Origin of the sequence: Canibacter zhoujuaniae, assembly GCF_011752005.1 — a bacterium.
Taxonomy (GTDB): domain Bacteria; phylum Actinomycetota; class Actinomycetes; order Actinomycetales; family Microbacteriaceae; genus Canibacter; species Canibacter zhoujuaniae.
On the sequence record NZ_JAAIJZ010000001.1, the window covers coordinates 16,313 to 41,771 of the forward strand.

The 25,459-nt window shown below is 55.1% G+C and carries 22 protein-coding genes; 12 read left to right on the plus strand and 10 right to left on the minus strand.

What is annotated here, in order from left to right:
- Positions 1 to 45 precede the first annotated feature (45 nt).
- The 7 genes from atpA to ypfJ all read left to right on the plus strand — a co-directional run bounded on the left by atpA (position 46) and on the right by ypfJ (position 7,265).
- Positions 46 to 1,674: a F0F1 ATP synthase subunit alpha gene (gene atpA, locus HCR00_RS00090; RefSeq protein WP_166985481.1), complete on the plus strand. Its 1,629-nt coding sequence runs from the start codon at positions 46 to 48 to the stop codon at positions 1,672 to 1,674.
- A gap of 74 nt (positions 1,675 to 1,748) precedes the next feature.
- Positions 1,749 to 2,633 (plus strand): F0F1 ATP synthase subunit gamma, encoded by an 885-nt coding sequence (locus HCR00_RS00095; RefSeq protein WP_166985478.1) that lies wholly within the window; start codon positions 1,749 to 1,751, stop codon positions 2,631 to 2,633.
- Between the two features lie 23 nt (positions 2,634 to 2,656).
- Positions 2,657 to 4,105, plus strand: a complete 1,449-nt coding sequence (gene atpD, locus HCR00_RS00100) for a F0F1 ATP synthase subunit beta (protein WP_166985475.1) — start codon at positions 2,657 to 2,659, stop codon at positions 4,103 to 4,105.
- Between the two features lie 2 nt (positions 4,106 to 4,107).
- Positions 4,108 to 4,371 carry a F0F1 ATP synthase subunit epsilon gene (locus HCR00_RS00105; protein ID WP_167141746.1) on the plus strand — a complete coding sequence of 88 codons (264 nt, stop codon included), beginning with the start codon at positions 4,108 to 4,110 and terminating at the stop codon, positions 4,369 to 4,371.
- Positions 4,372 to 4,485: 114 nt separating this feature from the next.
- Positions 4,486 to 5,322, plus strand: a complete 837-nt coding sequence (locus HCR00_RS00110) for a YaaA family protein (protein ID WP_167141749.1) — start codon at positions 4,486 to 4,488, stop codon at positions 5,320 to 5,322.
- A gap of 35 nt (positions 5,323 to 5,357) precedes the next feature.
- Entirely contained in the window at positions 5,358 to 6,326 is a 969-nt protein-coding gene (locus HCR00_RS00115; RefSeq protein ID WP_243854467.1) for a PP2C family protein-serine/threonine phosphatase, read from the plus strand.
- 18 nt (positions 6,327 to 6,344) lie between these two features.
- Positions 6,345 to 7,265 carry a KPN_02809 family neutral zinc metallopeptidase gene (gene ypfJ, locus HCR00_RS00120; RefSeq protein ID WP_243854468.1) on the plus strand — a complete coding sequence of 307 codons (921 nt, stop codon included), beginning with the start codon at positions 6,345 to 6,347 and terminating at the stop codon, positions 7,263 to 7,265.
- 60 nt (positions 7,266 to 7,325) lie between these two features.
- Here ypfJ and HCR00_RS00125 read toward each other — a convergent pair whose 3' ends face one another.
- Positions 7,326 to 8,345, minus strand: coding sequence for an asparaginase (locus HCR00_RS00125; protein WP_167141752.1), 1,020 nt, complete (start codon positions 8,343 to 8,345; stop codon positions 7,326 to 7,328).
- 68 nt (positions 8,346 to 8,413) lie between these two features.
- The gene (locus tag HCR00_RS00130) at positions 8,414 to 9,751 is read right to left on the minus strand and encodes an aminotransferase class III-fold pyridoxal phosphate-dependent enzyme (protein ID WP_166985460.1); all 1,338 of its coding nucleotides are present in this window, start codon (positions 9,749 to 9,751) and stop codon (positions 8,414 to 8,416) included.
- 179 nt (positions 9,752 to 9,930) lie between these two features.
- On the opposite strand from HCR00_RS00130, the gene metG reads away from it, so the two are divergent.
- The 3 genes from metG to rsmA are packed head-to-tail and all read left to right on the plus strand — an operon-like array spanning position 9,931 to position 13,408.
- Complete coding sequence (metG, locus tag HCR00_RS00135; RefSeq protein ID WP_166985457.1) at positions 9,931 to 11,514, plus strand: methionine--tRNA ligase; 1,584 nt, start codon at positions 9,931 to 9,933, stop codon at positions 11,512 to 11,514.
- 56 nt (positions 11,515 to 11,570) lie between these two features.
- Positions 11,571 to 12,470, plus strand: a complete 900-nt coding sequence (locus tag HCR00_RS00140) for a TatD family hydrolase (RefSeq protein ID WP_208317293.1) — start codon at positions 11,571 to 11,573, stop codon at positions 12,468 to 12,470.
- Positions 12,470 to 13,408 carry a 16S rRNA (adenine(1518)-N(6)/adenine(1519)-N(6))-dimethyltransferase RsmA gene (gene rsmA, locus HCR00_RS00145; protein ID WP_208317150.1) on the plus strand — a complete coding sequence of 313 codons (939 nt, stop codon included), beginning with the start codon at positions 12,470 to 12,472 and terminating at the stop codon, positions 13,406 to 13,408. Before HCR00_RS00140 ends, rsmA begins: the two co-directional genes overlap by 1 nt.
- A gap of 19 nt (positions 13,409 to 13,427) precedes the next feature.
- Here the strand turns inward: rsmA and HCR00_RS00150 are convergent, their stop codons facing one another.
- From HCR00_RS00150 to HCR00_RS00180, 7 genes are all read right to left on the minus strand, one after another.
- Entirely contained in the window at positions 13,428 to 14,288 is an 861-nt protein-coding gene (locus tag HCR00_RS00150) for a metal ABC transporter permease (RefSeq protein WP_167141755.1), read from the minus strand.
- Positions 14,285 to 15,169 carry a metal ABC transporter permease gene (locus HCR00_RS00155; protein WP_166985451.1) on the minus strand — a complete coding sequence of 295 codons (885 nt, stop codon included), beginning with the start codon at positions 15,167 to 15,169 and terminating at the stop codon, positions 14,285 to 14,287. Before HCR00_RS00155 ends, HCR00_RS00150 begins: the two co-directional genes overlap by 4 nt.
- On the minus strand, positions 15,156 to 15,962 hold the full coding sequence (locus HCR00_RS00160; RefSeq protein WP_167141758.1) for a metal ABC transporter ATP-binding protein: 807 nt from the start codon (positions 15,960 to 15,962) through the stop codon (positions 15,156 to 15,158). Before HCR00_RS00160 ends, HCR00_RS00155 begins: the two co-directional genes overlap by 14 nt.
- A 4-nt stretch (positions 15,963 to 15,966) precedes the next feature.
- Positions 15,967 to 16,914 (minus strand): metal ABC transporter substrate-binding protein, encoded by a 948-nt coding sequence (locus tag HCR00_RS00165; RefSeq protein WP_166985445.1) that lies wholly within the window; start codon positions 16,912 to 16,914, stop codon positions 15,967 to 15,969.
- Positions 16,915 to 17,073: 159 nt separating this feature from the next.
- Positions 17,074 to 18,894, minus strand: coding sequence for an ABC-F family ATP-binding cassette domain-containing protein (locus HCR00_RS00170; protein ID WP_167141761.1), 1,821 nt, complete (start codon positions 18,892 to 18,894; stop codon positions 17,074 to 17,076).
- Between the two features lie 35 nt (positions 18,895 to 18,929).
- Positions 18,930 to 20,351, minus strand: coding sequence for an amino acid permease (locus HCR00_RS00175; protein ID WP_166985439.1), 1,422 nt, complete (start codon positions 20,349 to 20,351; stop codon positions 18,930 to 18,932).
- Between the two features lie 48 nt (positions 20,352 to 20,399).
- Positions 20,400 to 21,908, minus strand: a complete 1,509-nt coding sequence (locus tag HCR00_RS00180; protein ID WP_166985437.1) for an aminotransferase class I/II-fold pyridoxal phosphate-dependent enzyme — start codon at positions 21,906 to 21,908, stop codon at positions 20,400 to 20,402.
- 99 nt (positions 21,909 to 22,007) lie between these two features.
- Between HCR00_RS00180 and HCR00_RS00185 the strand changes: the two genes are divergently transcribed.
- Both HCR00_RS00185 and HCR00_RS00190 read left to right on the plus strand, forming a co-directional pair.
- Entirely contained in the window at positions 22,008 to 22,901 is an 894-nt protein-coding gene (locus tag HCR00_RS00185) for a LysR family transcriptional regulator (protein ID WP_166985434.1), read from the plus strand.
- A gap of 3 nt (positions 22,902 to 22,904) precedes the next feature.
- Entirely contained in the window at positions 22,905 to 24,899 is a 1,995-nt protein-coding gene (locus tag HCR00_RS00190; protein WP_243854469.1) for an amidase, read from the plus strand.
- On the opposite strand, the gene HCR00_RS00195 is transcribed toward HCR00_RS00190, so the two are convergent.
- Positions 24,873 to 25,373, minus strand: coding sequence for a MarR family winged helix-turn-helix transcriptional regulator (locus tag HCR00_RS00195; protein WP_167141763.1), 501 nt, complete (start codon positions 25,371 to 25,373; stop codon positions 24,873 to 24,875). The genes HCR00_RS00190 and HCR00_RS00195 overlap by 27 nt on opposite strands.
- Positions 25,374 to 25,459 lie beyond the last annotated feature (86 nt).

Here is a 25,459-nt window from a genome sequence, read left to right on the forward strand (position 1 = left end):
ACAACCACGACCCGATTATTGCGGGTCGAGACTAGAGGAAACGAAATGGCAGAACTCTCAATCAGCCCCGATGAGATTCGCGATGCGCTGAAAGATTTCGCAGCATCATATGAGCCTGCGGCGGTCGAGAAGACTGAGGTAGGCACCGTTGTTGACGCTGCAGACGGCATCGCACACGTTGAGGGCCTTCCTAACGTAATGGCTAACGAACTTGTTCGTTTCGCCGACGGCACCCTGGGCCTTGCACAAAACCTTGAAGAAAACGAGCTTGGCGTCGTTGTGCTCGGTGACTTTACCGGCATCGAAGAGGGTCAGCAGGTTACCCGCACCGGCGAGGTGCTCTCAGTTCCGGTTGGTGAGGGCTACCTTGGGCGCGTTGTTGATCCGCTCGGTAACCCGATTGACGGCCTCGGTGAGATCACCGGTGTAGAAGGACGTCGTGCGCTCGAGCTGCAGGCTCCTGGCGTAATGCAGCGTAAGTCAGTGCATGAGCCGCTGCAGACCGGTATCAAGGCTATCGACGCAATGATTCCAGTAGGCCGTGGTCAGCGTCAGTTGATTATCGGTGACCGCCAGACGGGTAAAACCGCGATTGCAATTGACACCATCATCAACCAGAAAGCTAACTGGGAATCAGGTGATGTAAACAAGCAGGTGCGCTGCATTTACGTTGCAATCGGTCAGAAGGGTTCAACCATCGCTGCCGTAAAGGGTGCGCTGGAGGAAGCTGGCGCGATGGAGTACACCACCATCGTCGCTTCGCCCGCATCTGATCCTGCTGGCTTTAAGTACCTCGCGCCTTACACCGGTTCTGCGATCGGGCAGCACTGGATGTACGGCGGCAAGCACGTGCTTATTGTGTTCGACGATCTTTCAAAGCAGGCTGAGGCATACCGTGCAGTGTCCCTGCTGCTGCGCCGCCCACCAGGCCGTGAAGCATACCCAGGTGACGTTTTCTACCTGCACTCACGTCTGCTAGAGCGTTGTGCAAAGCTCTCTGATGAGCTCGGCGCTGGCTCAATGACCGGTCTGCCAATCATCGAGACCAAGGCAAACGACGTATCAGCGTACATTCCGACCAACGTAATTTCTATTACCGACGGCCAGATCTTCCTGCAGTCAGACCTGTTTAACTCAAACCAGCGTCCGGCAGTAGATGTGGGTATTTCGGTTTCTCGTGTTGGTGGTGACGCACAGGTTAAGTCGATTAAGAAGGTTTCAGGTACTTTGAAGCTTGAGCTCGCACAGTACCGTGCACTCGAGGCCTTCGCTATGTTCGCTTCAGACCTTGATGCTGCAAGCCGTCGTCAGCTTGAGCGTGGTGCTCGTCTGACCGAGCTCCTGAAGCAGCCGCAGTACTCTCCGTACTCGGTTGAGGAGCAGGTGGTTTCTATTTGGGCAGGCACCAACGGCAAGCTTGATGAGGTTCCTGTAGCGGATATCCTCCGCTTCGAGCGTGAGTTCCTCGACTACCTCGGGCGCAACTCAAACGCACTGAGCACTCTACGCGAGACCAACGTGCTTGAAGATGAAACTGTTGCTGAAATCAGCGCGCAGATCGATAAATTCAAGAGCGAGTTCCGCACCTCTGAAGGCAAAAGTCTGAACGAGAAGTTCGACGCGATCGATGCCGATGAGATTAAACAGGAACAGCTGGTCGTAAAGAAAAAGTAAGTTTTGTGTGGGAGGGGTAACTAAGCTCCCTCCCACATCTAAACTAAGTAGTCAAAACAAAGCACAGGAGAGACATGGGAGCGCAACTTCGGGTCTACCGCCAGAAAATTCGTTCTGCGCAGACGACCAAGAAGATCACCCGTGCGATGGAGCTCATCGCGGCGTCTCGCATTCAGAAGGCGAAGGCTCGTGTTGAAGCCTCTACGCCTTACGCGAAAGCGATTACCCGCGCAGTGTCAGCCGTTGCAAACCACTCAAACCAGGATCATCCGCTGGTGACTGAGGCCGAAAATATTGTCCGCGCTGCGGTCGTGATTTTCACCTCGGATCGCGGTCTTGCTGGCGCCTTCAACTCGCAAGTACTCCGTGAAGCAGAAGAGCTGGCTGAGCGTCTCCGTGGTGAGGGCAAGGAAGTTGTCTACTATCTCATCGGCCGTAAAGCTGTTGGATACTTCAGTTTCCGTAACCGTCCCGCGGTGCGCACCTGGATTGGTGAAACTGAAAACCCAAGCTTCGAACTTGCCAAAGAGGTGAGTGATGCGGTGCTGGAAGCTTACGCCACTGACGCTGCGTCCGGTGGTGTGCAGGAGATTCACTTAGTACACAACCGCCTGATCAGCATGGTGAGTCAGTTGCCGCAGGTTGTGCGTCTCTTGCCGCTTGAGCTGGTTGAGGGAGACTCGGATGAGAGCAGTCTAGATCCGCTGTACGCATTTGAGCCGGATCCAGAGACCGTGCTCGATGCTTTGTTGCCCGCCTACATCGAATCTCGTATTTTCAATGCGATGCTCGAGTCTGCCGCTGCGAAGCACGCAGCAACCCAGAAGGCAATGAAGTCTGCAACTGATAACGCAGACGCTCTGATCCGTGACTACACCCGACTTGCTAACAACGCTCGTCAGGCTGAAATTACCCAGCAGATTTCTGAGATCGTCGGCGGCGCTGACGCGCTGTCATAAGCCCACTAAGAAAGCATAAAGAAATGACTAATACTGCAGAGCAGACCCAGACTGTGGGTCGTATTGCCCGCGTAACCGGTCCCGTCGTCGACATCGAGTTCCCGCACGACGCGATCCCAGGTGTTTACAACGCTCTGGAAACCACCGTTAGCCTCGGTGAGGGGCAGGAAGAATTTAAACTCGTTCTCGAGGTTGCACAGCACCTCGGTGACAACCTGATTCGCGCGATTGCTTTGAAGCCGACCGATGGTCTCGTGCGCGGCCAGGAAGTGCGCGATACCGGTAGTCCAATCACCGTGCCAGTTGGTGACGTCACCAAGGGTAAGGTGTTCAACGTAACCGGTGATGTGCTCAACCTGCCTGAGGGTGAGACTCTTGAGGTTACCGAACGTTGGAGCATCCACCGCGAGCCACCAGCTTTCGATCAGCTTGAGTCAAAGACACAGCTCTTCGAGACCGGTATTAAATCTATTGACCTGCTAACCCCGTACGTGCAGGGTGGCAAGATCGGTCTGTTCGGTGGTGCCGGTGTTGGTAAGACCGTGCTTATTCAGGAGATGATCCAGCGTGTAGCGCAGGATCACGGTGGTGTGTCGGTGTTCGCTGGTGTTGGTGAGCGCACCCGTGAGGGTAACGACCTGATCCACGAAATGGAAGACGCCGGTGTGTTTGACAAGACCGCACTCGTGTTCGGTCAGATGGACGAGCCACCTGGCACCCGTCTGCGCGTTGCACTGTCAGCGCTGACCATGGCTGAGTACTTCCGTGACGTGCAGAAGCAGGACGTGCTGCTCTTTATCGACAACATCTTCCGTTTCACACAGGCCGGTTCTGAGGTGTCAACGCTGCTTGGTCGCATGCCATCTGCTGTGGGCTACCAGCCTAACCTTGCTGACGAGATGGGTATCCTCCAGGAGCGCATTACCTCTACCCGCGGTCACTCAATTACCTCACTGCAGGCAATTTACGTGCCGGCTGACGACTACACCGATCCGGCACCAGCGACCACCTTCGCGCACCTTGACGCAACCACTGAGTTGTCACGTGAAATTGCGTCTAAGGGCTTGTACCCGGCGATTGATCCGCTGACTTCAACCTCTCGTATTCTCGACCCACGCTACTTGGGTGAGGATCACTACCGCGTTGCAACCAGCGTGAAGCAGATTCTCCAGAAGAACAAAGAACTCCAAGAAATCATCGCGATTCTCGGTGTTGATGAGCTGTCTGAAGAAGACAAGATTACCGTTGCACGTGCGCGTCGTATCGAGCAGTTCCTGTCACAGAACACATACATGGCGAAGAAATTCACCGGTGTTGAAGGTTCAACCGTGCCGCTTAAGGAGACCATCGAGTCGTTCGATGCGATCGTTAAGGGCGAGTTTGACCACGTGGCAGAGCAGGCATTCTTTAACGTCGGTGGTATCAGCGACGTTGAAGAAAAGTGGGCAAAGATTCAGAAGGAGAACGGCTAATCATGGCCCTTCTGCACGTTAGCGTTGTAGCCGCGGATCGCGAGATTTGGGTCGGTGAAGCTAAGCAGGTTAGCGCAAAAACCAGCGAGGGTGAAATTGGTATCCTCGCAGGGCACGAGCCGGTGCTTGCGACGCTCGCTCACGGCGAAGTGCGCGTTACCACAGCCAACGGTGAAAAGATCGTTGTTGATGCTGAGGGGGGCTTCTTCTCAGTAGATCACGATCAGGTTCAGGTGGTTGCGGGGCGCGCAGCTCTCGTCGCCTAGTCACTCTAATTACTTCAAAAATCCGTCGTTGCTTATCCAGGCAACGGCGGATTTTTGTGTGTGCCGAATATAAAGCACGGGTGATCGTTAGTGCGCGCTCCATAAAATATAAGAGTGTTAGTTCTTTTACCACCATCAGAGACTAAGAACACTGCTGCACCCGACGCTCAGGTGCCGGACAGTGCCATTATTGCCGCAGCTTTACAAACCGCAAAGTTAGAGCCCACCCATAGGCGAGTAAAACGTGCGCTGGTGCAACTGACTAAACAGCCGGATAGCGCAGCGCATAAAACCCTTAAATTGAAGCCTGGCAAAGCCGCCGAAGAGGCCTTCGCAGCTAATCGGCAGCTAACAGCTCGGGCGCACCCAACACCACTAATGCCAGCTATTTTGCGATACACAGGTGTTGTTTATGACCACCTTGATTTTTCTTCGCTCAACCAGGCTGCAAAAAAATGGGTGAGTGACAGTGTTGCGATCCAGTCTGCTCTTTACGGGTTGACGCCTGCGGCAGAGCCGATAGCGAACTACCGTCTCAGCGCAGGAAGCGCCCTCCCGGAGTTAGAGGGAAGCCTAAAACGTGTGTGGCGAGAAGCACATGCGCAGCTAAACTGGCCCGCCGTCGAATTCGTGCTTGATTTGCGTTCTAACGATTATGTTGCCCTAGCACCGGTGCCGGAGAATGTAACGCTTGTTACAATTCGCGTTGCGCAGCGTTCGGCAGCGGGGGAGATAAAAGCACTGAACCACTTTAATAAAGCAGCAAAAGGTGCTCTAGTGCGGAAGCTGGCTGAAACAGGCGCCAGTTTTACCACGATCGCTGAATTTGAGCAGTGGATTAGAGACAAGAGTGGTCTTGAGATTAAGGCAGACGGAGAGGGCGCTGGTTTAGACCACAACCAGCACATATACACGTTGATCACCGAGTTGGGGGCGCCGCAGCAGAAGTAGTGTGCGGCTGAGGCGAAACCGCTAGAATAGTGTAGTTGATTCAGCTTATTAAGGGGAGCGAGATGACCGGCAAAGGGGAAAACGGCAGTCGAAGAAAACTGCGTTACCGTCCCGACAGCGATGTCACCATTGAACTCTCCTGGTTCGGTATTACCAACGTTGGCATGCGGCGTGAAAATAATCAGGACGCATTTGTTGTTGCGCCCCCTATTTTTGCCGTTGCCGATGGTATGGGCGGTCACGCGGGCGGAGAAATTGCGAGCGCAGCGGTTGCGCGGCAGTTGTTTAAACTCGGTGGCCGGCAGCAGCTCACCCGCGACGATATTACCGAACAGCTAACACTGGCAGTTGCTGATATTGCGGTTGAAGCTGGTGAGGCAGCAATGAGTGCCGGCACCACTGTTACCGGTGTCTATTTCGGTGAGGTTGCAGAACACCCGAGTTGGACGGTTTTTAACATCGGTGACTCTCGTGTTTACCAGTATTTCAAAGGATCGCTGGCGCAGGTTACCACAGATCATTCTGTCGTGCAGCATCTGGTTGATACAGGCGCGATCACCCCTGCGGAAGCTGAGGTGCACCCCCACGCGAATGTTGTGACCCGTGCGGTTGGTCTCAACGAGGCTCCGATACCAGATTCTGTAGAGCTTGCGCTGATTCCCGGCCAGCGGATTTTGATCTGCTCAGACGGTTTGACTAAAGAGCTCACCAATCTTGGTTTGCAGCACTATTTGGCAGAGGCTGAGAGTGCTGAGGCGGCCGCTACTGTGCTGATGGAGCAGGCGCTCGAGAACGCTGGGCGAGATAATATCACCCTGATCGTTATTGAGGTGCACGCCGTTGGTGATATGCGCGACACTTCAGATGTGTTGGTTGAGCTTCCGACTGAGAACGATGAGTCTGATGAATCTGACGCACAGCCCGATAGCGCTGCAGAGGCAGCCGCAGACGCTGAAACAGCGACGGAATCACCCGCACAAAATACCGCAGCCGAGAATTCTTAAATAGGCGGTGCAGAGACAGTGGCGTTTAACGACAACTCATCTTTTGATTCGCGAAGCGTGCGTCGTCGTTCTGGCGGAGGCGGGTTTCGCCCCTCTGGTCGGGGGGCCGCGATTGGTGGTGGCGGAGGCCTGCTGCTCTTAATAATCGGCTTCCTGTCAGTTCAGTACCTGGGAGTCGATGTCACGCAGCTTTTAAATGGCGGTGCCAGTTACGGCTCAAACTCGTATCAGCCCGCCTACCAGGATGAAGATTTTTCATGCACCGGGGCTGAGGCAAACAGCAACCAAGATTGCCGTTTTGAGGGTGCTGCCTATACCTTAGAGCAGTATTGGGCGAAAAGCGCTGCACAGGTTGGTGTGGAATCGTATCACGATCCAAAAACTATCCTCTACAACGGTTCAACCTCCAGTGCCTGTGGTGCTGCTTCAAACGCTGTCGGTCCGTTCTACTGCTCTGCAGATGAGAGTATTTACATCGACGGTAATTTTTTTGAGATTTTAAAGCAGCGTTACGGTGCCCAGGGCGGGCCGCTCGCCGAAATGTATGTTCTCGCGCATGAGTGGGGTCATCACATTCAGCATTTGCAGGGTGTTTTGCGTCAGGTGGATCATCGTGACGTAGGCCCAGACAGTGGTATGGTGCGTCTTGAGCTGCAGGCAGACTGCTATGCCGGTGCCTGGATGGGAGAAGCTTCCCAAGTTGAGGATGCCTCAGGAAATCGCGTTTTATACCCACCGACCGAAGCGGAGTTGCTGCAGACGGTTTCAGCGGCGCAAGCGGTGGGCGATGACAACATCCAGCAGCAGTCGGGCATGAGCGTTGAGCCGGAAACATTCTCGCACGGCAGCAGCGAACAGCGTGTACGTTGGTTAATGCGTGGGTATGAGAACGGCGCAACCTCCTGCGACACTTTTGCGGTTGCGGGCAATCAGTTATAGCGTTTAAACGCTACCTGTTTTGTGACCGTGTAGTGTCGGGAGCGCTCGCTGACGCTAAATTTATCGCGCGCTGAGCTTCGGGATTGAAACTCGGATATCCCCGACTTTTTGACCGCCACCGGTGATGGCCAGTGGCATTGCTGCAAGCGCAGCAGCCAGCTGCAGCCGGGTTACCGCTCCTGCATAGGTCAGGAGTGACAGTGCCACCGCGCGTGAGGCGCGACTGTTGCCGTCGAGAATTTTCACCGCAGCAACTGTGCCATCGGCAGCAGCCATAACGCTCACGCCTTCGGCGCCAAACTTTGCAAAAACAGGCGCATGCTGCATAGCGATGGTGTCCATACCGTTTGGCCCCTCAACCATTTCCGGATATTGCATACCAGCCTGCAGCAGTGCACGCATTGTGCGATTAATTGGGAAAGGGGATTTCGGATCAGCGGTTGCCATGCGACGATACCCCCGTGCAAGCCCTGCAAGTGACAGCCCTAAAACAGGCGCGCCACAACCGTCAACAGCGATTGGAGACGGGTTTTCAGCGGTCATGCGCTGCACAGTGGCAATGATGTGCTGCTGTAGCGGATGCTCCGGATGAGTGTATTGGATCACCGGCCAACCCGCAGCGAGGCAGGTGCGCAGCATCGCAGCATGTTTGCCTGAACAGCAGTGATTTATTGGGCTCGGCTGGTTACCGTGAGCGATCATGCGATGTTTCGCCGCTGTGTCTGCCGGCCAGTCTGGTGGACACAGCAGGTGTGACTCGCCGAGACCTGCGTCTGCCAAAATTTCCCGCACAGCTGAGGTGTGGGTTGGCGTGCCACTGTGGCTTGCAAACGACAGCGCAGTTTGCCGAGCATCGGGCAAGCTGAGCCCGGCCTCGTGCATTGCGAGCGACTGTAAAGGCTTTAACGCGGAACGGGTGAGGATTGTGGCGTTTGGGTCGCCGAGCGTCACTACTACGTCACCGGCGGGCGATAACACAATCGCTGATCCCGCGTGCCGTGACTCGATAAAGCCGCCGCGTGTGGTTACCGCGAGTTCATCGGCGGCAGAGACAGCAAAGGTTCCGGCGTTTTTTGGCATATTAATAATTCTAACGAAAACTGCTCCGCCCCCTTTCTCGGGAGCGGAGCAGTTTAACGCACTAGTCTTTAAGCGGTTGCCGCTGTGAGAGCCTCATCGAGAACGTTTAGAACATCCTCAATAAGCTCATTTGAGAGGGTCAGTGGTGGCAGGAAGCGGATAATGTTTCCTGACAGACCTGCGTTAAGCAGCAGCACACCCTTCTGGCCGGCTTCAGCAATCACCTTTGTAACTACGTCAGCGGCAGGCTTGAGGGTGCCAGGCTCAGTCAGCTCAATTGCGAGCATTGCTCCCTTACCGCGCACCTCTGCAATGCTTGGGTGCTTTTCCTGTAGCTTGCGCAAGCCTCCACCAAGCTTCTCTTCGATACGCTTAGCGTCTTCCAGCACGCCGCCAGCTTCGATCTGTTCGAAAACTGAGATCGCTGCAGCACAGGCAACCGGGTTGCCTGAGTAGGTGCCACCGAGGCTGCCGGGGCCGGTGCAGTCCATAATTTCCTGGCGACCGGTAACAGCTGAGATTGGCAGACCACCGGCGATGCCCTTAGCAGTCAGCACGATGTCTGGCTCTAGGCCGAACTGTTCTGATGCGTAGACGGTGCCGGTGCGGGCGATGCCAGACTGCACCTCGTCTGCGATGAAAACAACGTTATTTTCACGGCACCACTTAGCAAGAGCAGGAAGGTAGCCGTCAGCTGGCACAGTGAAACCACCTTCGCCCTGAATCGGCTCTGCAATGAGACAGGCGAGGTCACCAGCGGTGATTGCCTTCTCAATGTATTTAATAGTGCGTGCCGCTGCTTCTTCACCTGACAGGCCATCGTGTAGCGGGTATGAGTTTGGCACACGGTGGATGTCACCAGCGCGTGGACCAAAGCCCGCTGAATATGGCACTGCTTTGTGGGTCATAGAAGAGGTCAGCATAGTGCGACCGTGGTATGCGCACTCGAGCACAGCAACACCGTTCTTGCCGGTGTACTTACGTGAGATCTTTACAGCGTTTTCAACTGCCTCAGCACCAGAGTTGATGAGCAGAGACTTTGTTGGGCCCGGCACAGGTGAGTGCTTTGAGAGGTACTCAGCCACACGCACATACTCTTCGTAAGGGCTGACGGTAATCAGAGTGTGGGTGAAGTCGTCAAGCTGCTTCTTAGCTGCTTCGCGCACGCCCTCATTGCCGTGGCCGATGGTCACAACGCCGATACCTGAACCCATATCGACAATTTGGTTACCGTCTACGTCAACGAGAATCGCGCCCTCGGCGCGCTCAATGAAAGCAGGCAGTGCGGTGCCGATGCCGGTTGAGAGTACGGCATTGCGGCGCTCCATCAGTTCCTGTGATTTAGGCCCTGGGATTGCGGTTACTACACGTCGTTCCTGAACGACTGGTTCTCGTTTTTCTGTCATGTTTCACATCATACTCCTGATTTAAGAGAGCAAAATACACCCTAATTTGTGGAAAACGTACAATAATTAGCCGCCACTGTTTTTCGATTCAACTTAGATTTTCGCGGCCTGATCCCACCCGCTGTAAAGATTGCACGTCAGCGCGCACACCCCGCCCACCACGCCGTAGAATAGAAGCTATGTCTTCTCCGTCGCAGTACTTTACAACGCCTATCTTTTACGTAAATGATGCACCACATATCGGGCACGCCTACACCGAAGTGGCTACCGATGTGCTTGCGCGCTGGAATCGACAGCGCGGCACAGACACCCGACTGCTGACCGGCACAGACGAGCACGGGCAAAAAATCTTGCGCACCGCCTCAGCCCACAACACCGATCCGCAAGCGTGGGCGGATAAGCTCGTTCGTGAGGCGTGGGAGCCGCTTTTAGCTGAGGTCAACATCTCAAACGACGATTTCATTCGCACAACAGACGAACGCCATGAAAAGGGTGTGCAGGCATTCTTACAGAAACTGTACGATGACGGCTATATCTACGCCGGTGAATTCGACGGTCTCTACTGCGTCGGCTGTGAAGAATTTAAAACGAAGACCGACGTTGCAGAGGGCACCGGTGCGTTTGCTGGCGAGCAGGTCTGCAAGATTCACTCTAAGCCGCTTGAGCTGCTGCAAGAGAAGAACTACTTCTTTAAAATGAGTGCCTTTCAAGATCGACTGCTTGCGCTATATGAAGAGCGCCCCGATTTTGTGCAGCCTGCCAGCGCTCGTAACGAGGTTGTGGCGTTTGTGCAGCAGGATCTTGCAGATCTTTCTATCTCACGCACCAGCTTTGACTGGGGTATTCCAATTCCGTGGGATAACTCGCACGTCACCTACGTGTGGTTTGATGCGCTGCTGAACTACATCACCGCGCTCAACTATGGCACAGAAGATGAGTCACTTCTTGAACGCTACTGGCCAGCCAACCATATCGTTGGAAAAGATATTTTGCGCTTCCACGCAGTAATCTGGCCGGCAATGCTGATGGCTGCTGGGCTGGAGGTGCCAAAGCACGTATTCGGGCACGGTTGGCTTTTGGTTGGCGGCGAGAAAATGTCAAAATCTAAACTCACCGGCATCGCCCCAAATGAGATCACCGAAACTTTTGGCACTGATGCGTTCCGCTACTACTTTATGCGCGCCATCAGCTTCGGCCAGGATGGCTCTTTCAGCTGGGAAGATATCGCTGCTAGGTATCAGGCTGAACTAGCAAACGGTTTTGGTAATTTGGCTAGTCGTGTGCTGGCGATGAACGCAAAATACTTTGACAGTGCCCAACCAGAAAGCGCAGAATCAGCGGCGGCGGATCGCGCGATTGCCGAACTTGTTGCTGATGTTGTTGCGCGTGCCGAAGCTGCCATTGACCGATTCGCAATTCATGAGGCGCTGGCTGCGGTGTGGGAGATCGTTGACGCGCTGAACGGGTACATTACTGAGCAGGAACCGTGGGTGCTCGCAAAAGATGCGGCACAGCGGGATCGTCTTGGCACAGTGCTCGCCACCGCAACTGAGGGGTTGCGCGCGCTTGCTGTGCTGTTAAACCCGGTGATTCCGGTTGCCGCCGAAAAGCTTTGGGTGGCGCTCGGCGCAGCCGACGCCATTGGTGCGCTCAACGAGCAGCCGCTTGGTGAGGTTGGAAATTGGGGTCAGCTGCCAGCTGGCACCAAGCAAACTCAGCTGGAGGTGCTCTTCCCGCGCGTTGAGATTAACGAGGCTAAATAAGCGTGTGTGAAAATCACGACTCTGGCGTTTTTAGCGGGCTGCGCGATAGCGGGAAAATTACGGCTGCGGCAGAGTTTGCAGCAAATCAGATTCGTTTCTGGGGAGACGCTGAGCGTAAATGGGAGTGGCCAGCCGATCCAGACACTCTGCCGGTATCGGTTGTCGATAACCACTGCCATTTAGACTTTGCGGCAGGGCCTGAGGCACTGCACCCCTTTGCGGCGCTCGACCGTGCTGAAAGTGTTGGAGTGGGGCGCATTGTGCAGGTGGGCACAGATCTTGAAACTTCTGTCTGGTCTGCCAAGTTTGCCGCAATAGAGCCGCGAGTGTTGGCCGCGGTTGCGCTGCACCCAAACGACGCACCCGATGTCGCTGCGCAGGGCAAATTAGAATTTCAGATCGGCGAGTTAGACCGGCTAGCAGCTCAGCCGCGTGTCCGGGCGATCGGAGAGACCGGGCTAGACTACTTCCGCACACAAGAAAACGGGCGCAGCGCACAGGCCGCCTCTTTTGAAGCGCACATCGCACTCGCTAAGAAGCACGAGATTGCCCTGCAGATTCACGACCGTGATGCGCACGATGATGTTGTAGAGACGCTCTTGCGTGTTGGTGCTCCTGCGAAAACTGTTTTCCACTGCTTTTCTGGGGATGTGGAACTTGCGCGCATCTGCAACGATAACGGCTGGTATATGAGTTTTAGTGGCACGGCCACATTCAAGAATGCGCCCTACCTGCGTGAAGCCTTTGAAATTGCCGATAAGGCGCTGGTGTTGGTTGAAACCGATTCGCCGTTCTTAACACCTGAGCCGGTGCGCGGGCGCCCTAATGCCCCGTATTTAATGCCGCACACTGTGCGCCGGCTAGCCGCGGTGGCAGATCTGCCGGTAGCTGAAATGTGTGAAATTTTTAATCGCAACACTGAGGCTGTTTACGGCTCTTGGAAAGCGGGGCTCTAGTGTCTGGTGAGAGTTCTCAAGGGCTGTTAAGCCCTGCTCTGGTGCGAGAACTCGCCTCTCAGTTTGGGGTGACCCCGACAAAGAAACTCGGGCAAAATTTTGTGCACGATGCGAACACAGTGCGCAAGATTGTGCGGATCGCGGGTGTTAAAGCCCACGACACCGTGCTTGAGGTGGGGCCGGGGCTCGGCTCTCTCACACTCGGCCTGACCGAAACCGGAGCTAGTGTTACCGCTATTGAACTGGATGCGGTGCTTGCCTCCCAGATTGAAAACACTGTTGTGAGGCTGCAACCTGAGGCGAAGTTTCGTGTGATTCACGACGACGCGCTGCGAGTGACGGAGCTGCCGGAGCAGCCGAACATCCTCGTTGCTAATTTGCCCTACAACGTCAGCGTGCCAATTCTGATGCACCTGTTGGAGACCTTCCCTTCGATTCAGCGAGTGCTGGTGATGGTGCAGCTTGAAGTGGGGGAGCGGATCGCGGCTGCACCCGGCTCCAAAGCCTATGGTGCGCCCAGCGCTAAAGCAGCCTGGTACGGCCCGTGGCAGCTTGCCGGCACCGTCTCTCGCAAAATTTTCTGGCCGGTACCGGGGGTTGACTCGGTGCTAGTCGGATTCACAAAACTTGCTGCGCCGCGCGGTTCTGCAACTGAGAAGTGGCTCACCTTCGAGATCATTAACGCCGCTTTTGCGACGCGGAGGAAGATGCTGCGCCAGTCTCTCCAGGCGGTGCGTCCCGCTCTCGTAAGTGATACATGGGCTGCACAGTCTGACGTACATATTCCTAATGCACAAGCTACTGCTGCGCAGTTTGTGAGCGCAGATGCGATTAGCGCACTATTAGAAGAGTGCGGTATCGATCCAACATCTCGGGCCGAGCAGCTCGCTGTTGCAGACTTCCACCGCATTGCAATTGCTGCTCTGCACAAGAACTAGACTCACATATTTTAGAGCGCTAACTGCGAGCTCTGGAACTGCGCGTTTTGCGTAGGTGCCATCCGAGTGCCGCAAAAAATGCGATACCGTACGTGAAGGCGATCGCCGCGCTGGTTGGGAGATTGAGGTAGTAAGCGATCCAAAAACCCGATTGCGCGATAACAACTGCGACTCCGAGAGCATACAGCACAAGTAGTTTAATTGTGTGTGTCAAAAGTCTCGCGATTGCAGCGGGGGCAACGGCCATTGTGATCGCGAGAATAGACCCTGTTGCAGCAAATGCGGCTGTCACAGTGATTGCGGTGAGCAGCATCAACACACTAATCGCTAAACCGGGTCGGAGGGAGCGCGTTAGCGCAAAGTTGTAGTCGAATACGGCGGCCATGAGATGCCGTCTGGCAAACCAGGCAAAAATAAGGTTTATCAGCAGCAGACCCGCCAGCACCCAAGACTGTCGCGGGCCAAAACAAGAGTCGCCTAAACAGAATTCTTCGAACGCAACTAGGTTTGGATCCCCAACCAGGATGGTGTGCCCGTCTAAGTGTAAGTTTCTGGCAAACGCGGTCACCAAAATAACACCCACAGCCAGCAGGGCGGGGGCGATCATGCCCTGTGATGCGCCCTCAGCGAGGAGACCCGAGCGTGCCAGCGCTGTGTTGGCAATAGTCACAATCAGTGCCGACAGTGTCGCAAGCATAAAGAGCAGCGGGGAGCTGAAGTCGTGTGTGAGCAGGTAACCGATGACTATTCCCGGCAGCAGGGAATGGCTGATGGCGTCGATGAGCATAGCTCGGTTGCTGAGCGTGAGGTACACCCCGGGCACTGCGCAGGCGAGGGCGGCAAGACAGGTGAGAATTGAAACAGAGACGGTGAAGCTCATAAGCGACCTCGAAGAGCTTTAGCGATAAGACCGCGCTGCGGCGCAAAAGCGATCGAAAACAAGAAAATTAGAGTGAGCAGCAAAACCACTAGGGGGCCGGTGGGTAGCGCGAAAACGGCGATAGAAAGATAGCTGCCGAAAAGAGCGGCGCCGCAGGCGAACGCAACAGCAGTGACGGTTGTGCTGCGCAGAGTTTTACACCACTGTCTGGCAGCAGCTGGAGCGATCACAGTAAAACCAATAATAAGGAGCAGACCGACCGCGCGCATACCGGCAACGGTTGCTGCTGCGAGCAGTAAAAACAGTAGCTGATCGTAGGTGGCTAGTTTGATGCCACGTGTGGCACTGAACTGTCTGTCAAAGGTTGTTAGCTGGAAGGCGCGCCAGTTTATAGCGAGTGTGCCAAAGAGTAGCGCGGCGATAACGGCGCTGAGAATGATGTCAGCCTGTGTTAACTGCCCAGCAGAGCCGAAAAGATAGGAGGTGATGCCGCCCTTCTGCGCAAAATTTCCCTGCTGGATATAGCCCAACAGCAGCATGCCCCCCGCAAACATAACAGTTGCTATGAGTGCCATTGCCGTGGTTTCTGTGATGGGGGTGAGTTTTGCGATGCGGTGCCCTAAATATGCGCCTAACAGGCCGGTAATCAGTGCACCGGCGGTCAGTAGCGGCAGCGACCTGGCATCAGTGACAAGGGAGGATCCGATAATAAAGGCGATGAGGGTGCCTGGAAGTGCGGAATGGGCGACTACGTCACCGAGCGGAGCTTGCCGTCGCAGGTAAATCAGAGTGCCAACCGCCGCGCTTGATGCAGCAGCAAGCGCAACACCTATCACAACAGTGAGGTAGGTGTGATTCGTTAAGAACTCAATGAGCGTCATCGTGATTCAGAATGTTTGTATCACCAGATGCAATAATCCGGATAGCGCCCGTCGCGGTTGAAACACCGGCGGCAAGCTCTGCTGAGAAAGGAATTTCAAAGGTTTCTGCAATGTTAGCCGGCGTCAAAATTTCTGCTGTGGGCCCGAAGTGCTGCACTGTTTTATTCATAAGCGCGACATGGCTGAAGTATTTTGGTGCGGTGTGCAGATCGTGATGCACAATTAAAACCGTCGTGCCAGACTCTTGAAACTCTCTAAGCGCTCGCATAATAAAGCGCTCGCTCGGTGCATCAACCCCTGTGAAAGGCTCGTCAAGCAGGAGCAGCTCGGGTTTTGCAACTAGCGCGCGGGCGACAAACACCCGCTGCCGCTGCCCACCAGAGAGCTTTCCGATCGGTTTATCCTGGATTTTTCCAATTGCGGTGCGCCATAGCGCATCCTCGAGTGCGGCCGCTCGATCCGCCCGTTTTTTTAGATGCGGAACACCGAACGTGCCCATTTCCACAACATCTTTTGCCGTTGCAGGAAAATCCCAGTCGACGCTTTTAAGCTGCGGCACATACCCGACGCGCCACGGTGCCCTGCGCAGCGGTGCCCCGAAAAACAGTGCCCTGCCACGCGATGGTTTTTGCAGACCAAGTGCTGCTTTTAAGAGCGTCGATTTACCGGCTCCGTTGGGGCCGAGCACCCCCGTCATGGAGCCTGCGGGAACTGTTAAATTTGCTTTTTGGAGCGCATGATTACTGCCATAGCTAACTGACAAATTTTCGATAGTGAGTGGGGCAGTGCTCATCTTTCTAGCTTAATGCCGTTGCTATCGCTCGTGCATTGTGCAACAGCACTTCTGTGTAGCTATCAACTTCAGGTGCTGCACCCAGGGTGTCTGCGAACAGCTCATCGCGCGCAATTACAACGCGCCAACCTTTGGATTTCACCGCTTCCGCCAGGCTCTTAATCGCCTGCGGGTTTGCCTGATTATCGTGGAAAATTTGTGGAATCTTATTTTTTGCGATTAGTTCTGCAAGCTCATCAATCGCGGTTGCGCTTAGGCTTGCCTCGGTTGAAATAAAGTCTGTTGCGCGCACATCGAGGTTATAGGTGCGCCCAAAATAGTTGAATGCATCGTGCCCGGTAACCAAGATTCGCGGCTCTGGAACCGCTGCCAGAAGCGTGCTGGCCTCAGCGTGAGCGGTTGCTATTTCAGCGTTGTAGTCTGCGGCGTGGGTGCGGTAGGTGTCTGCGTTTGTCTCATCAACCTGAGCTAATTTATCGGCGATTGCGGTAACTACGAGCTGCCACAGTTCGGGATCGTTCCAGATATGCGGATCGTAAACCTCGGGAGCTTTTTTCGCCTGCTCAGAGCCTGTCGACTCGACTGGGATAAGCGTTGTGTTTCCCTCTTCTAACAGAGCTTCTCCCACCGCAAATTGTGAGTCGCCGAGACTCTCTAACTGCCGCACCATCTGCGCTTCTAGGTGTAGACCGTTCCACAGCACCAGATCTGCGTCACGCATATTTTCGATGTCTTTGGTTGTTGGTTGGTAGGTGTGCGGATCGCCGCCGGGGCCAACCATAGTTATGACTTCAGCCTCCGGCGCAATGTTGCTGACCGCGTCTGCAAGGTATCCGGTCGTTGCGAATATTTTCAGATGCTCATGCTGTGCTTGTGTAGTTGCTGTTGCGCAAGCGCTCAAAAACAGAGCGCCCGCTAGGGCACATACTGCGAGCAGACGTGCGCGTGTCATATTTTTTAGTGGTGCGGTGTGAAGTCTCATAAGTTTCACAGTAGGCCTGTTTTTAAGTTTCGGATAGTGGTTGTTGCAAAAAGTTTTCAATAATTTTACAGACGCCGGTCACAGGCAGTTTTATTCGGCAGAAATTCTGGTTTAGTCTGAGCAAGCTAGCTATCCGACGGCCTCGCTAAGTTCTAGCCAGCGCTCTTCTGCAGCGCTGATCTCGTTTTGCACCTCGGTTAGTTCAGAGGTAATCTCAGCAAGCCCAATGAAGTCTGTCTGGTCGTGGGCTGCCAATTTTTGGTGCAGAGCGGCAACCGCGGTTTCAAGCTTTGAAATTTTGCGCTCCAACGCAGCAAGCTCTTTTTCAGCTGCGCGCAGCTGAGCACCTGAGAGTTTTTTGGAGGCATTAGCGGTGGTGCTCGGTGCTTGAGAAGCAGATTTTGTCTGTTTAGAAGAGACGTTTTCTAATCCTGCGGCGGTTGTTTCGCTGGCGCGCAGCCGCAGATATTCGTCGACTCCGCCGGGGAGGTGACGCAGCCGGCCGTCAAGAATTGCGTACTGTTGATCGGTGACCCGCTCAAGCAGATATCGGTCGTGGCTCACAACGAGCAGGGTGCCCGGCCACGAGTCGAGCAGATCCTCCATCGCAGCGAGCATGTCAGCATCGACATCATTGGTTGGCTCGTCCAAAATTAAAACGTTTGGTTGCTCCAGCAGAATCAGTAAAAGCTGCAGCCGCCGTTTTTGCCCACCCGAGAGACTGGCCACTGGGGTTGAGAGTTGCTCTCTGCGAAAGCCCAATCTTTCGAGCAGCTGTGACGGTGTCAGCTCTTTTCCGTCAACCTCGAACACTGTTTTGTATCTGGCCAGCACTTCGCGCACTCTATCGTTCCCGATTTCGGCGAGCTGACTAAAACGCTGATCTAAAATGCCGATATTTACAGTTTTGCCGTGCTTCACTCTGCCAGTGGTGGGCTTAAGAGTGCCAGAAATTAGCGATAGCAGAGTTGATTTACCGGCGCCATTCGGCCCTAAAATGCCGGTGCGTTCACCGGGTGCGATATTCCAGGTGATGTCGCGCAAAATTTGACGTTCAGGGCCAAAGCTCACTCCCGCATCCGTTAGACGCACAACGTCTTTACCGAGACGCGCCACAGCCATTTTCTGTAGCTGCACTGTGTCTCTGAGCGGCGGCACATCAGCGATTAGAGCGTTAGCCGCATCGATCCGAAATTTTGGCTTTGAGGTGCGCGCAGGGGCGCCGCGCCGCAGCCAGGCTAACTCTTTGCGCAACAAATTTTGCCGTTTTTGTTCAGTCGCAGCCGCGATCCGGTTGCGTTCGACGCGCTGCAGCACATAAGCGGCGTAACCGCCTTCAAAAGGCTCAACGAAGCCGTCGTGCACTTCCCATGTGGTGTTGCACACCTCATCAAGAAACCATCTATCGTGGGTGATAACAAGCAGGGCGCCTTGCGAGCGCGGCCAGCGATTTTTTAGGTGCTCTGCGAGCCATGCAATGCCCTCAACATCGAGATGGTTTGTGGGTTCGTCGAGCGCAAGAATGTCCCACTCGCCAACCAGCAGGGCCGCTAATGCGACGCGACGGCGCTGCCCACCCGAGAGGTTTGCGACCGAGCCTTGCCAGTCTAAATCGCTCACGAGTCCATAAATAATATCGCGCACGCGAGCATCACCCGCCCACTCATACTCTGGCCGGTCGCCAACAATGTTTTCTGCAACCGTTGCGTGTTCAGTGAGCTGATCTGTTTGTGACAGCACCCCGAATCTGACACCGCCGCGCTTGGTTACCCGCCCTGAACTGGGTTGAAGCTCGCCAGTAAGCATCGCTAAAAGCGAGGTTTTACCGTCACCGTTGCGGCCGACGATGCCGATCCGATCACCCTCTGCGATACCGAGAGTTACACCCTCGAATACCCGTCTAGTTGGGTATTCGAGGGTGATATTTTCAGCTCCAAGAAGATGCGCCATAAAGCCAGCCTATCGGCTCTGCTTTACCATCTTCATTACCGCTCGTCTTCGGTTACCACCGGTACTGAGCGGGTCAGTGGGCGTCCCGCTTTAGTCAGGACGCTCTTACGCCACAGCCACAGGCCGGTGAGAATCACAAACCAGAGCGGCGCAATCAGGGCTGGCACGCGGGTGGCGTCACTGAGCAGCAGCGTGAAGTAGATGAAGACGAAGAATACTAGAATCAGCCACGGCATGACCTTGCCAAGCGGCATCTTAAAGTCAGATTTCTCGTGCCGCTCAGGGTGCTTCATGCGATACGCGATGTAGCTGCAGACGATTGAACCCCAGGTGAAGAGGATGAAGGTCGAAGACACTGTTGAAATCATTGTGAATGCTTCCATCACAGTGCCGCCGATTGCCATCAGTGGGATGCTCAAGAACACCAGCAGACCGGAGAAAATTGCTGCGCTCTGCGGGATGTTGTTCTTTGAAACCTTTGAGAAAATCGCTGGTGCGTGCCCGTCACGTGACAGGCCAAAGAGCATGCGGGTGCCTGAGTAGAGGCCTGAGTTTGCGCTTGAGGCGGCAGAGGTTAGCACTACGAGGTTGATTGCGGCGGCGGCGAGACCGAAGCCTGCAAGTGACAGGGTCAGCACGAAGGGGCTTTTATCGCCAGAAAGTTCGTTCCAAGGAGTGATCGAAAGGATCACTGCGAGAGCGCCGATATAGAAAATCGTGATGCGCATAACGATTGAGTTTACGGCCTTCGGCAGAGTCTTGTGTGGGTTCTTTGTCTCAGCAGAAGCAGTGCCAACCAGCTCAACGCCGATGAAGCCGAAGATACCCATCTGGAAGCCTAAGAGGAAGCCGTGCAGGCCGGTTGGGAACAGGCCACCGTGCTCCCAGAGGTTGCGCACAGACGCCTGGGTGCCGCTCGGGCTTGTGAAGCCGGTTGCGATGAGATAAATACCAACAGCGATAAGGCTAAGAATTGCGACAATCTTAATGAGCGCAAACCAGAATTCAGTTTCGCCGAACCACTTCACCGGCTGCAGATTGAGTAGCAGGAGGAGAGTTGCGGCGATAACGGCTGGGATCCAGAATGGAATATTTTCGTTGAAGTACTGCACATAACCGACGATGGCGACAATATCGGCGATACACGCAACGATCCAAGAGAGCCAGTATGTCCAGCTGACAAAGAAGCCGGCCCATGGGCCGAGCAGGTCTTTAGCGATGTCGCCAAAGGTGTGATAGTTCAGATTGCTAAGAAGCAGCTCACCGAGCGCTCGCATGATGAAGAATACAAAGAAACCAATCACCATGTAAACAAAGAGGATCGCGGGGCCGCTGACGCTGGCGAGACGGCCTGAGCCCATAAACAGGCCCGTGCCGATAGCGCCGCCGATGGCGATGAGTTGGAGATGTCGATTACTGAGTCCGCGCTGCAGATCTGCTTGTTGAGTTTCTGACATAAAATTCCTTATGTTTTCGTCTTCTTTAACGTGTTATTTAATAGCTGTCTAGCCGAGGATTTCTTGATCGTGTGCCACCACCCGGAAGGTGTCGAGTGCGGGGTCGCTTGCGCCGCGCACGTAACCGCTTTCGGCGGCCGCAGTGCCTCGCAGATACATGATCGCTTCCGGAGTCAAACGTTCACCCGGGAGCACGTTTGGCACACCCGGAGGGTAGGCGGCCAGCGAGTCTGCTGAGATGCGACCGGCTGCTTCTTCCCAACTCACGAGCTCATTGGGAGCGAAAAATGCCTCATCAAGTGGCATAACGCTCTCGAGTTTGTCGGGCATCGCAAGTAGGCGTTCTGGTTCTTCATCGCTCGGTGGGAGGGACTCAAGCGCTTTAATAAAGCGGTCGACATCTGGCGGAGACGCAGCACCGATAAGCAGCAGGAGTGCCGCCGGCGTGGCTAGCTCACAGTAGATAGCGTGGTCGCGGATCAGCTCATACTGCAGTTGAGTTCCGGTGATACCTGCGCCGCGGGTGTCAATGGCGATTTTAAGCGGATCGTACGCGAAAGCATCTGGCATGCCCTGTACATCAGGGGTGGCGTCACGGAAGCGCCAATCCTCCTTTATATATTTGCGGATCCGCGCTGCTCCGGCGAGTGCTGCGCCTATTTGTTTTTCGCCGTTCACAGCGATGTTGCGACGGGCCTCATCCAGTGAAGCAAGCAGTAGCGCGCTAGTGCTCGTTGATTGGTAGGATCGCACAACACGATCAACGAGTGATTCGAGCGCCTGCGCGTGCGGGCCGTGTCCGAGCTGGATCATGCCTGTCTGGGTGAGTGAACCGACACTCTTGTGGGTTGAGGAGATAACAAGGTCGGCCCCCAGCTGCACAGCGTTCAGCGGTAGCTCAGGGTGCAGACCAAGGTGTGAGCCCCAAGCCTCATCAACTATTAAAGGTACGTTGTGGCTGTGGGCGATATCGGCGATTGCCGCAATATCTGCGATCGCGCCAAAGTATGAGGGGCTGACGAGGTAAACCGCCGCTGCCTGGGGGTGTGTTTGCAGCGCGGTTTCGATCTGTTCGGGTGTCACGCCGTGTGAAGCGCCGAGCCCGGTATCAACGGAGCCGTACACGAAGTGCGGTGTGAGCCCGACGTGAGTTATGCCATCAATCACGCTTGAGTGCACACTGCGCTGCACAATAAACTCACGGCCGAGACCGCGCACAACGTTTGTGGCGATATGGTTGCCGCCGGAAGCGCCGTTCGTAATAAACCACACGCGGCTTGCGCCCCAGAGCTCAGCGGCAAGTTCTTGCGCTTCTAGGAGTGGGGTTTTGCGGCCTGGGTTGTTGAGAATCCAAGTGTTCTGATCGATGCCGCTAAAGAGCATCGGGAAGTCAAGTTGCAGAGCGTGCTCGCCAACGAGGGAGGCGACACCGGGAGCGTTTTCTGCTTTGCCGGAGTGCCCAGGAACGTGCAGCCGCTGCCAGGGGTGGCTGGCGAGGCGGCGGATCGCGTCTGCGTGGGGTGCGGTTGTTTGCGCGGCGGAGAGAATTCGTTTCACAGACTATGAATAGCACAGCTTTATCAATATACGCAATATCAGTATTTTGTAAGTATTTATATACTGTGTATATGGCTTGAGGCTTGCTATTCTTAGAGCATGTTGACCCTGCAGCAGCTTCGTGTGCTTATTGCTGTCTCTGAAGCTAAAAGCCTGAGCGGCGCCGCTCACGATCTCGGCTATGGTCTGCCAACGATAATGCATCACATTGAAGCGTTGGAGGCCGAGCTGGGCACTGAGCTGGTCAACCGCACTCCCCGGGGCACTACAGTAACTGCCGCCGGTGAGATTATGCTGCGTGAGGCAATCAGTATTCTCGCCCGTCTCAACAGCGCAACGCAGCAGATCCGCAAGCTCACCGAAAACGGGCGTGCGACTATGACGATCGGGTTGTATCCCTCTCTCGGCGCACAGCTGATTCCCAAGCTGATTGTTGAATTAGAAAAACTGCGCGAGCTGCAGATCGAGATAATTGAGGGCGAACCCAGCGAAGTGCTCGCAATGCTGGAGGACGGCACAATTAATCTTGGACTCATTTACGAGTTTGACGCAGACCCGCTGCCGATAAATCGCAGTCGATTCTTTATCGATGAGCTGATTAATGAGCCGTTTATGGTTGCTGTTGGTGAGTGTCACCCGCTCGCCGAAGCAACTGAGATTGACTTCGCCGAGATCCGGGATGTGCCGTGGATCATGAGTCGCTCTGACACTGAAGCGAGTGATCGTGTGCTGCGGCACGTCTGCTCAACGCAGGGTTACAGCCCTACCGCTCTTGTGCGCACTGATGATATTACGATGATTCACGGCCTTGTGAGAGCAGGTCTCGCCTTTGCCTTAAGCACCGAAGCCTCTTTCGGTGCCCTTGAGGGGGTGCGCATGCTGCCCGCAAAGCAGTCGCTCGGGCAGCGCCGCACAAGCGTCATCCACAACCGTATTGAAACTTTTGAAGCGATTAAACCAGCTGTCCGTCTATTAAAAGAAATTGTGAGTTAAATTGTGAGTGCTGAAATTAATCTCTACGAAATCTCTATCGACGAGCTGCTGCTGAACTATGCACACGGGCTGCTCAGCCCGGTGCAGGTGCTTGCAGCGTATATGCGCCGAATCGCAGAGTTTGATCACGGCGGAGCAGCCCTCAATTCGATTATCGTATTCAACCCGGAGATGTTCGCCGCTGCGCGTGAGTCGCACGAACGCTGGGCGAACGGCACCGCTCGCCCCCTAGAAGGTGTGCCCTACACGATTAAAGACTCATATATGGCAGAGGGCTTGACAGTTGCCAGTGGTTCACCGGCGTTTCAGGGGCTGGTTGCGCAGTGGGATGCCTTCACTGTTGCACAGCTGAAAGCCGCAGGCGCCGTGTTGATTGGTAAGACAAACATGCCGCCGATGGCAGACGGGGGTATGCAGCGCGGTGTTTACGGGCGGGCAGAGAATCCATACAATCGCAACTATCTCGCAGCTGCTTACGCTTCCGGCTCTTCAAACGGATCAGCTGTTGCCACAGCAGCAAATTTTGCGGTGTTCGGGATGGGAGAAGAAACCGTTTCCTCAGGTCGCAGCCCAGCCTCAAACAACGGTTTATGCGCCTACACTCCGAGCTGGGGCGTGCTGTCTATCCGTGGCAACTGGCCGCTGTTTCCAGCACGCGACGTGGTCGTGCCGCACACCCGTTCTATGGCAGACATGCTGCGTATTTTGAACACACTGGTCGCTGATGACAGTGAGACACGCGGCGATTTTTGGCGGCACCAAAACGTTATCGACATACCGAAACCGAGCGCACACCGTCCGGCAGATTACGCTCTCCTGTTTGACAGTGAGGCACTGCAGGGTAAAACCTTCGCTGCGCCGCGCATGTACCTCGGTAAAGATCCGAACTTCCCAATGCCGGTGCGCGAGAGTGTGCTAGAGCTCTGGGCCGAAACCGTTAAACGCCTCGAAGAATGCGGGGCAACCGTGGTTGAAACCGACTTCCCGCTCATTGAGCAGTATGAGGGAGACAAACCCGCAGGTGAGAATGTTGCGCGCCTCGGTGTGCTCCCAGACGGCTGGATGGACACCGAATTTAATCACTTCCTGGCATTCGGTTGGAATGACTTCCTGCTGGCGAACGGTGATCCAAACATTCCAGACCTTACTGCGGTCGACCCAGACACGATTTTCCCGCTCTGGCCGGGCACTCTGCCCGACCGCTATGAGGAGGTTGAAGACTACGAAAATCGGTATCGTGCGGTTGTAAAGTATGCGCAGGAGGGGCTTGCGGATCCGCGCGAACGAGCAGATTTTGCTGACGGTTTACGCGCGCTTGTGAGGCTTCGTGAAGAACTGTTTGAAAGCTGGCTCGCCGCTAACGGCTATGACGGAATCGTGTTCCCTGCAAACGCAGATATCGGTGCCGAAGACTCTGAGCGGGAGCAGGCGGCGAATGATCACACCTGGCTTAACGGTGTGCTCTTCTCCAATGGCAATTACGCGCTGCGTCACTTTGGCATCCCATCGGTAACCGTGTCGATGGGGGCAATGTCAGACACAGGAGTGCCCGTCGGAGTTACTTTGGCTGGCCGTGCCTACGACGACATCGCGCTGTTGCAGTATGCGACGCTACTAGACGGATACAGCATACGCCCAACTCCCGCTACGGCACCTAAATTACCGGGTGATAGCCTGCAAAACTGTGAGGGCGTCGAGTTTGCTTTGCGAGAGGTTTACGCTGCCTCCTTTGAAGTGCGTGATGCTGACGCAGCCTGGGAGGTTATCGCCCGCGGTAAAACCAACATTGCAGAGGCTGAGATTCGTGTGCAGCTGGCAGCTGCTGCGGCTACTGCTAAAGCTTCAGAGCAGGGAGACTGGGAAGTGCAGGTGCTGGTGGAAAAACCAGATTATGGCCTGAATCCAGCTTTCGGCGCCCTTGTTGGTGTTGTTGAAGCGCAGGGAGCTAACGGTGCATACGCAGCAGAGCTGCTACTCGTTAGCACTGACGACAACTGACAGCTTCGTTAGGAGGGTTGCGAGACGGTCGCGCTCTGCACGGGTCATTCCGCTCAGCAGTGCCGCTTCGGCGGCGGTGAGGTTTTCTACCGCACGGTCAACCAAATCACGTCCGGTAGCGGTCATCTCAACGAGCACGCCACGGCCATCGTCCGGGTTTTGGGTGCGCACAACCAGGCCCCGCCGCACCATGCGATCGATACGGTTTGTCATGGTGCCGCTGGTGACCATAGTCTCGCTCACTAAAACCTTGGTGCTGACGCGGTGCGGAGCGCCGGCGCGCCGCAGCACGGCTAACACATCAAACTCCCAGAGTTCGAGACCAGCATCCTCGAACGCTGCCCCGCGTGCGCGATTGAGCTGTTTGGCCACGCGGTGCAGGCGCGAAAACACTGCTAGGGGGGAGAAATCAAGGTCGGGTCGCGACTGACTCCATTCCTGGAGGATGCGGGTGACCTCGTCTGCTTTTGTCATAAGAATAAAGTTTGCCAGAAATTTCACGCTACGAAATGTTTCTGGCAGAATAGAACGCGGTGACAGCCGCACCGCGGTTGCCACTG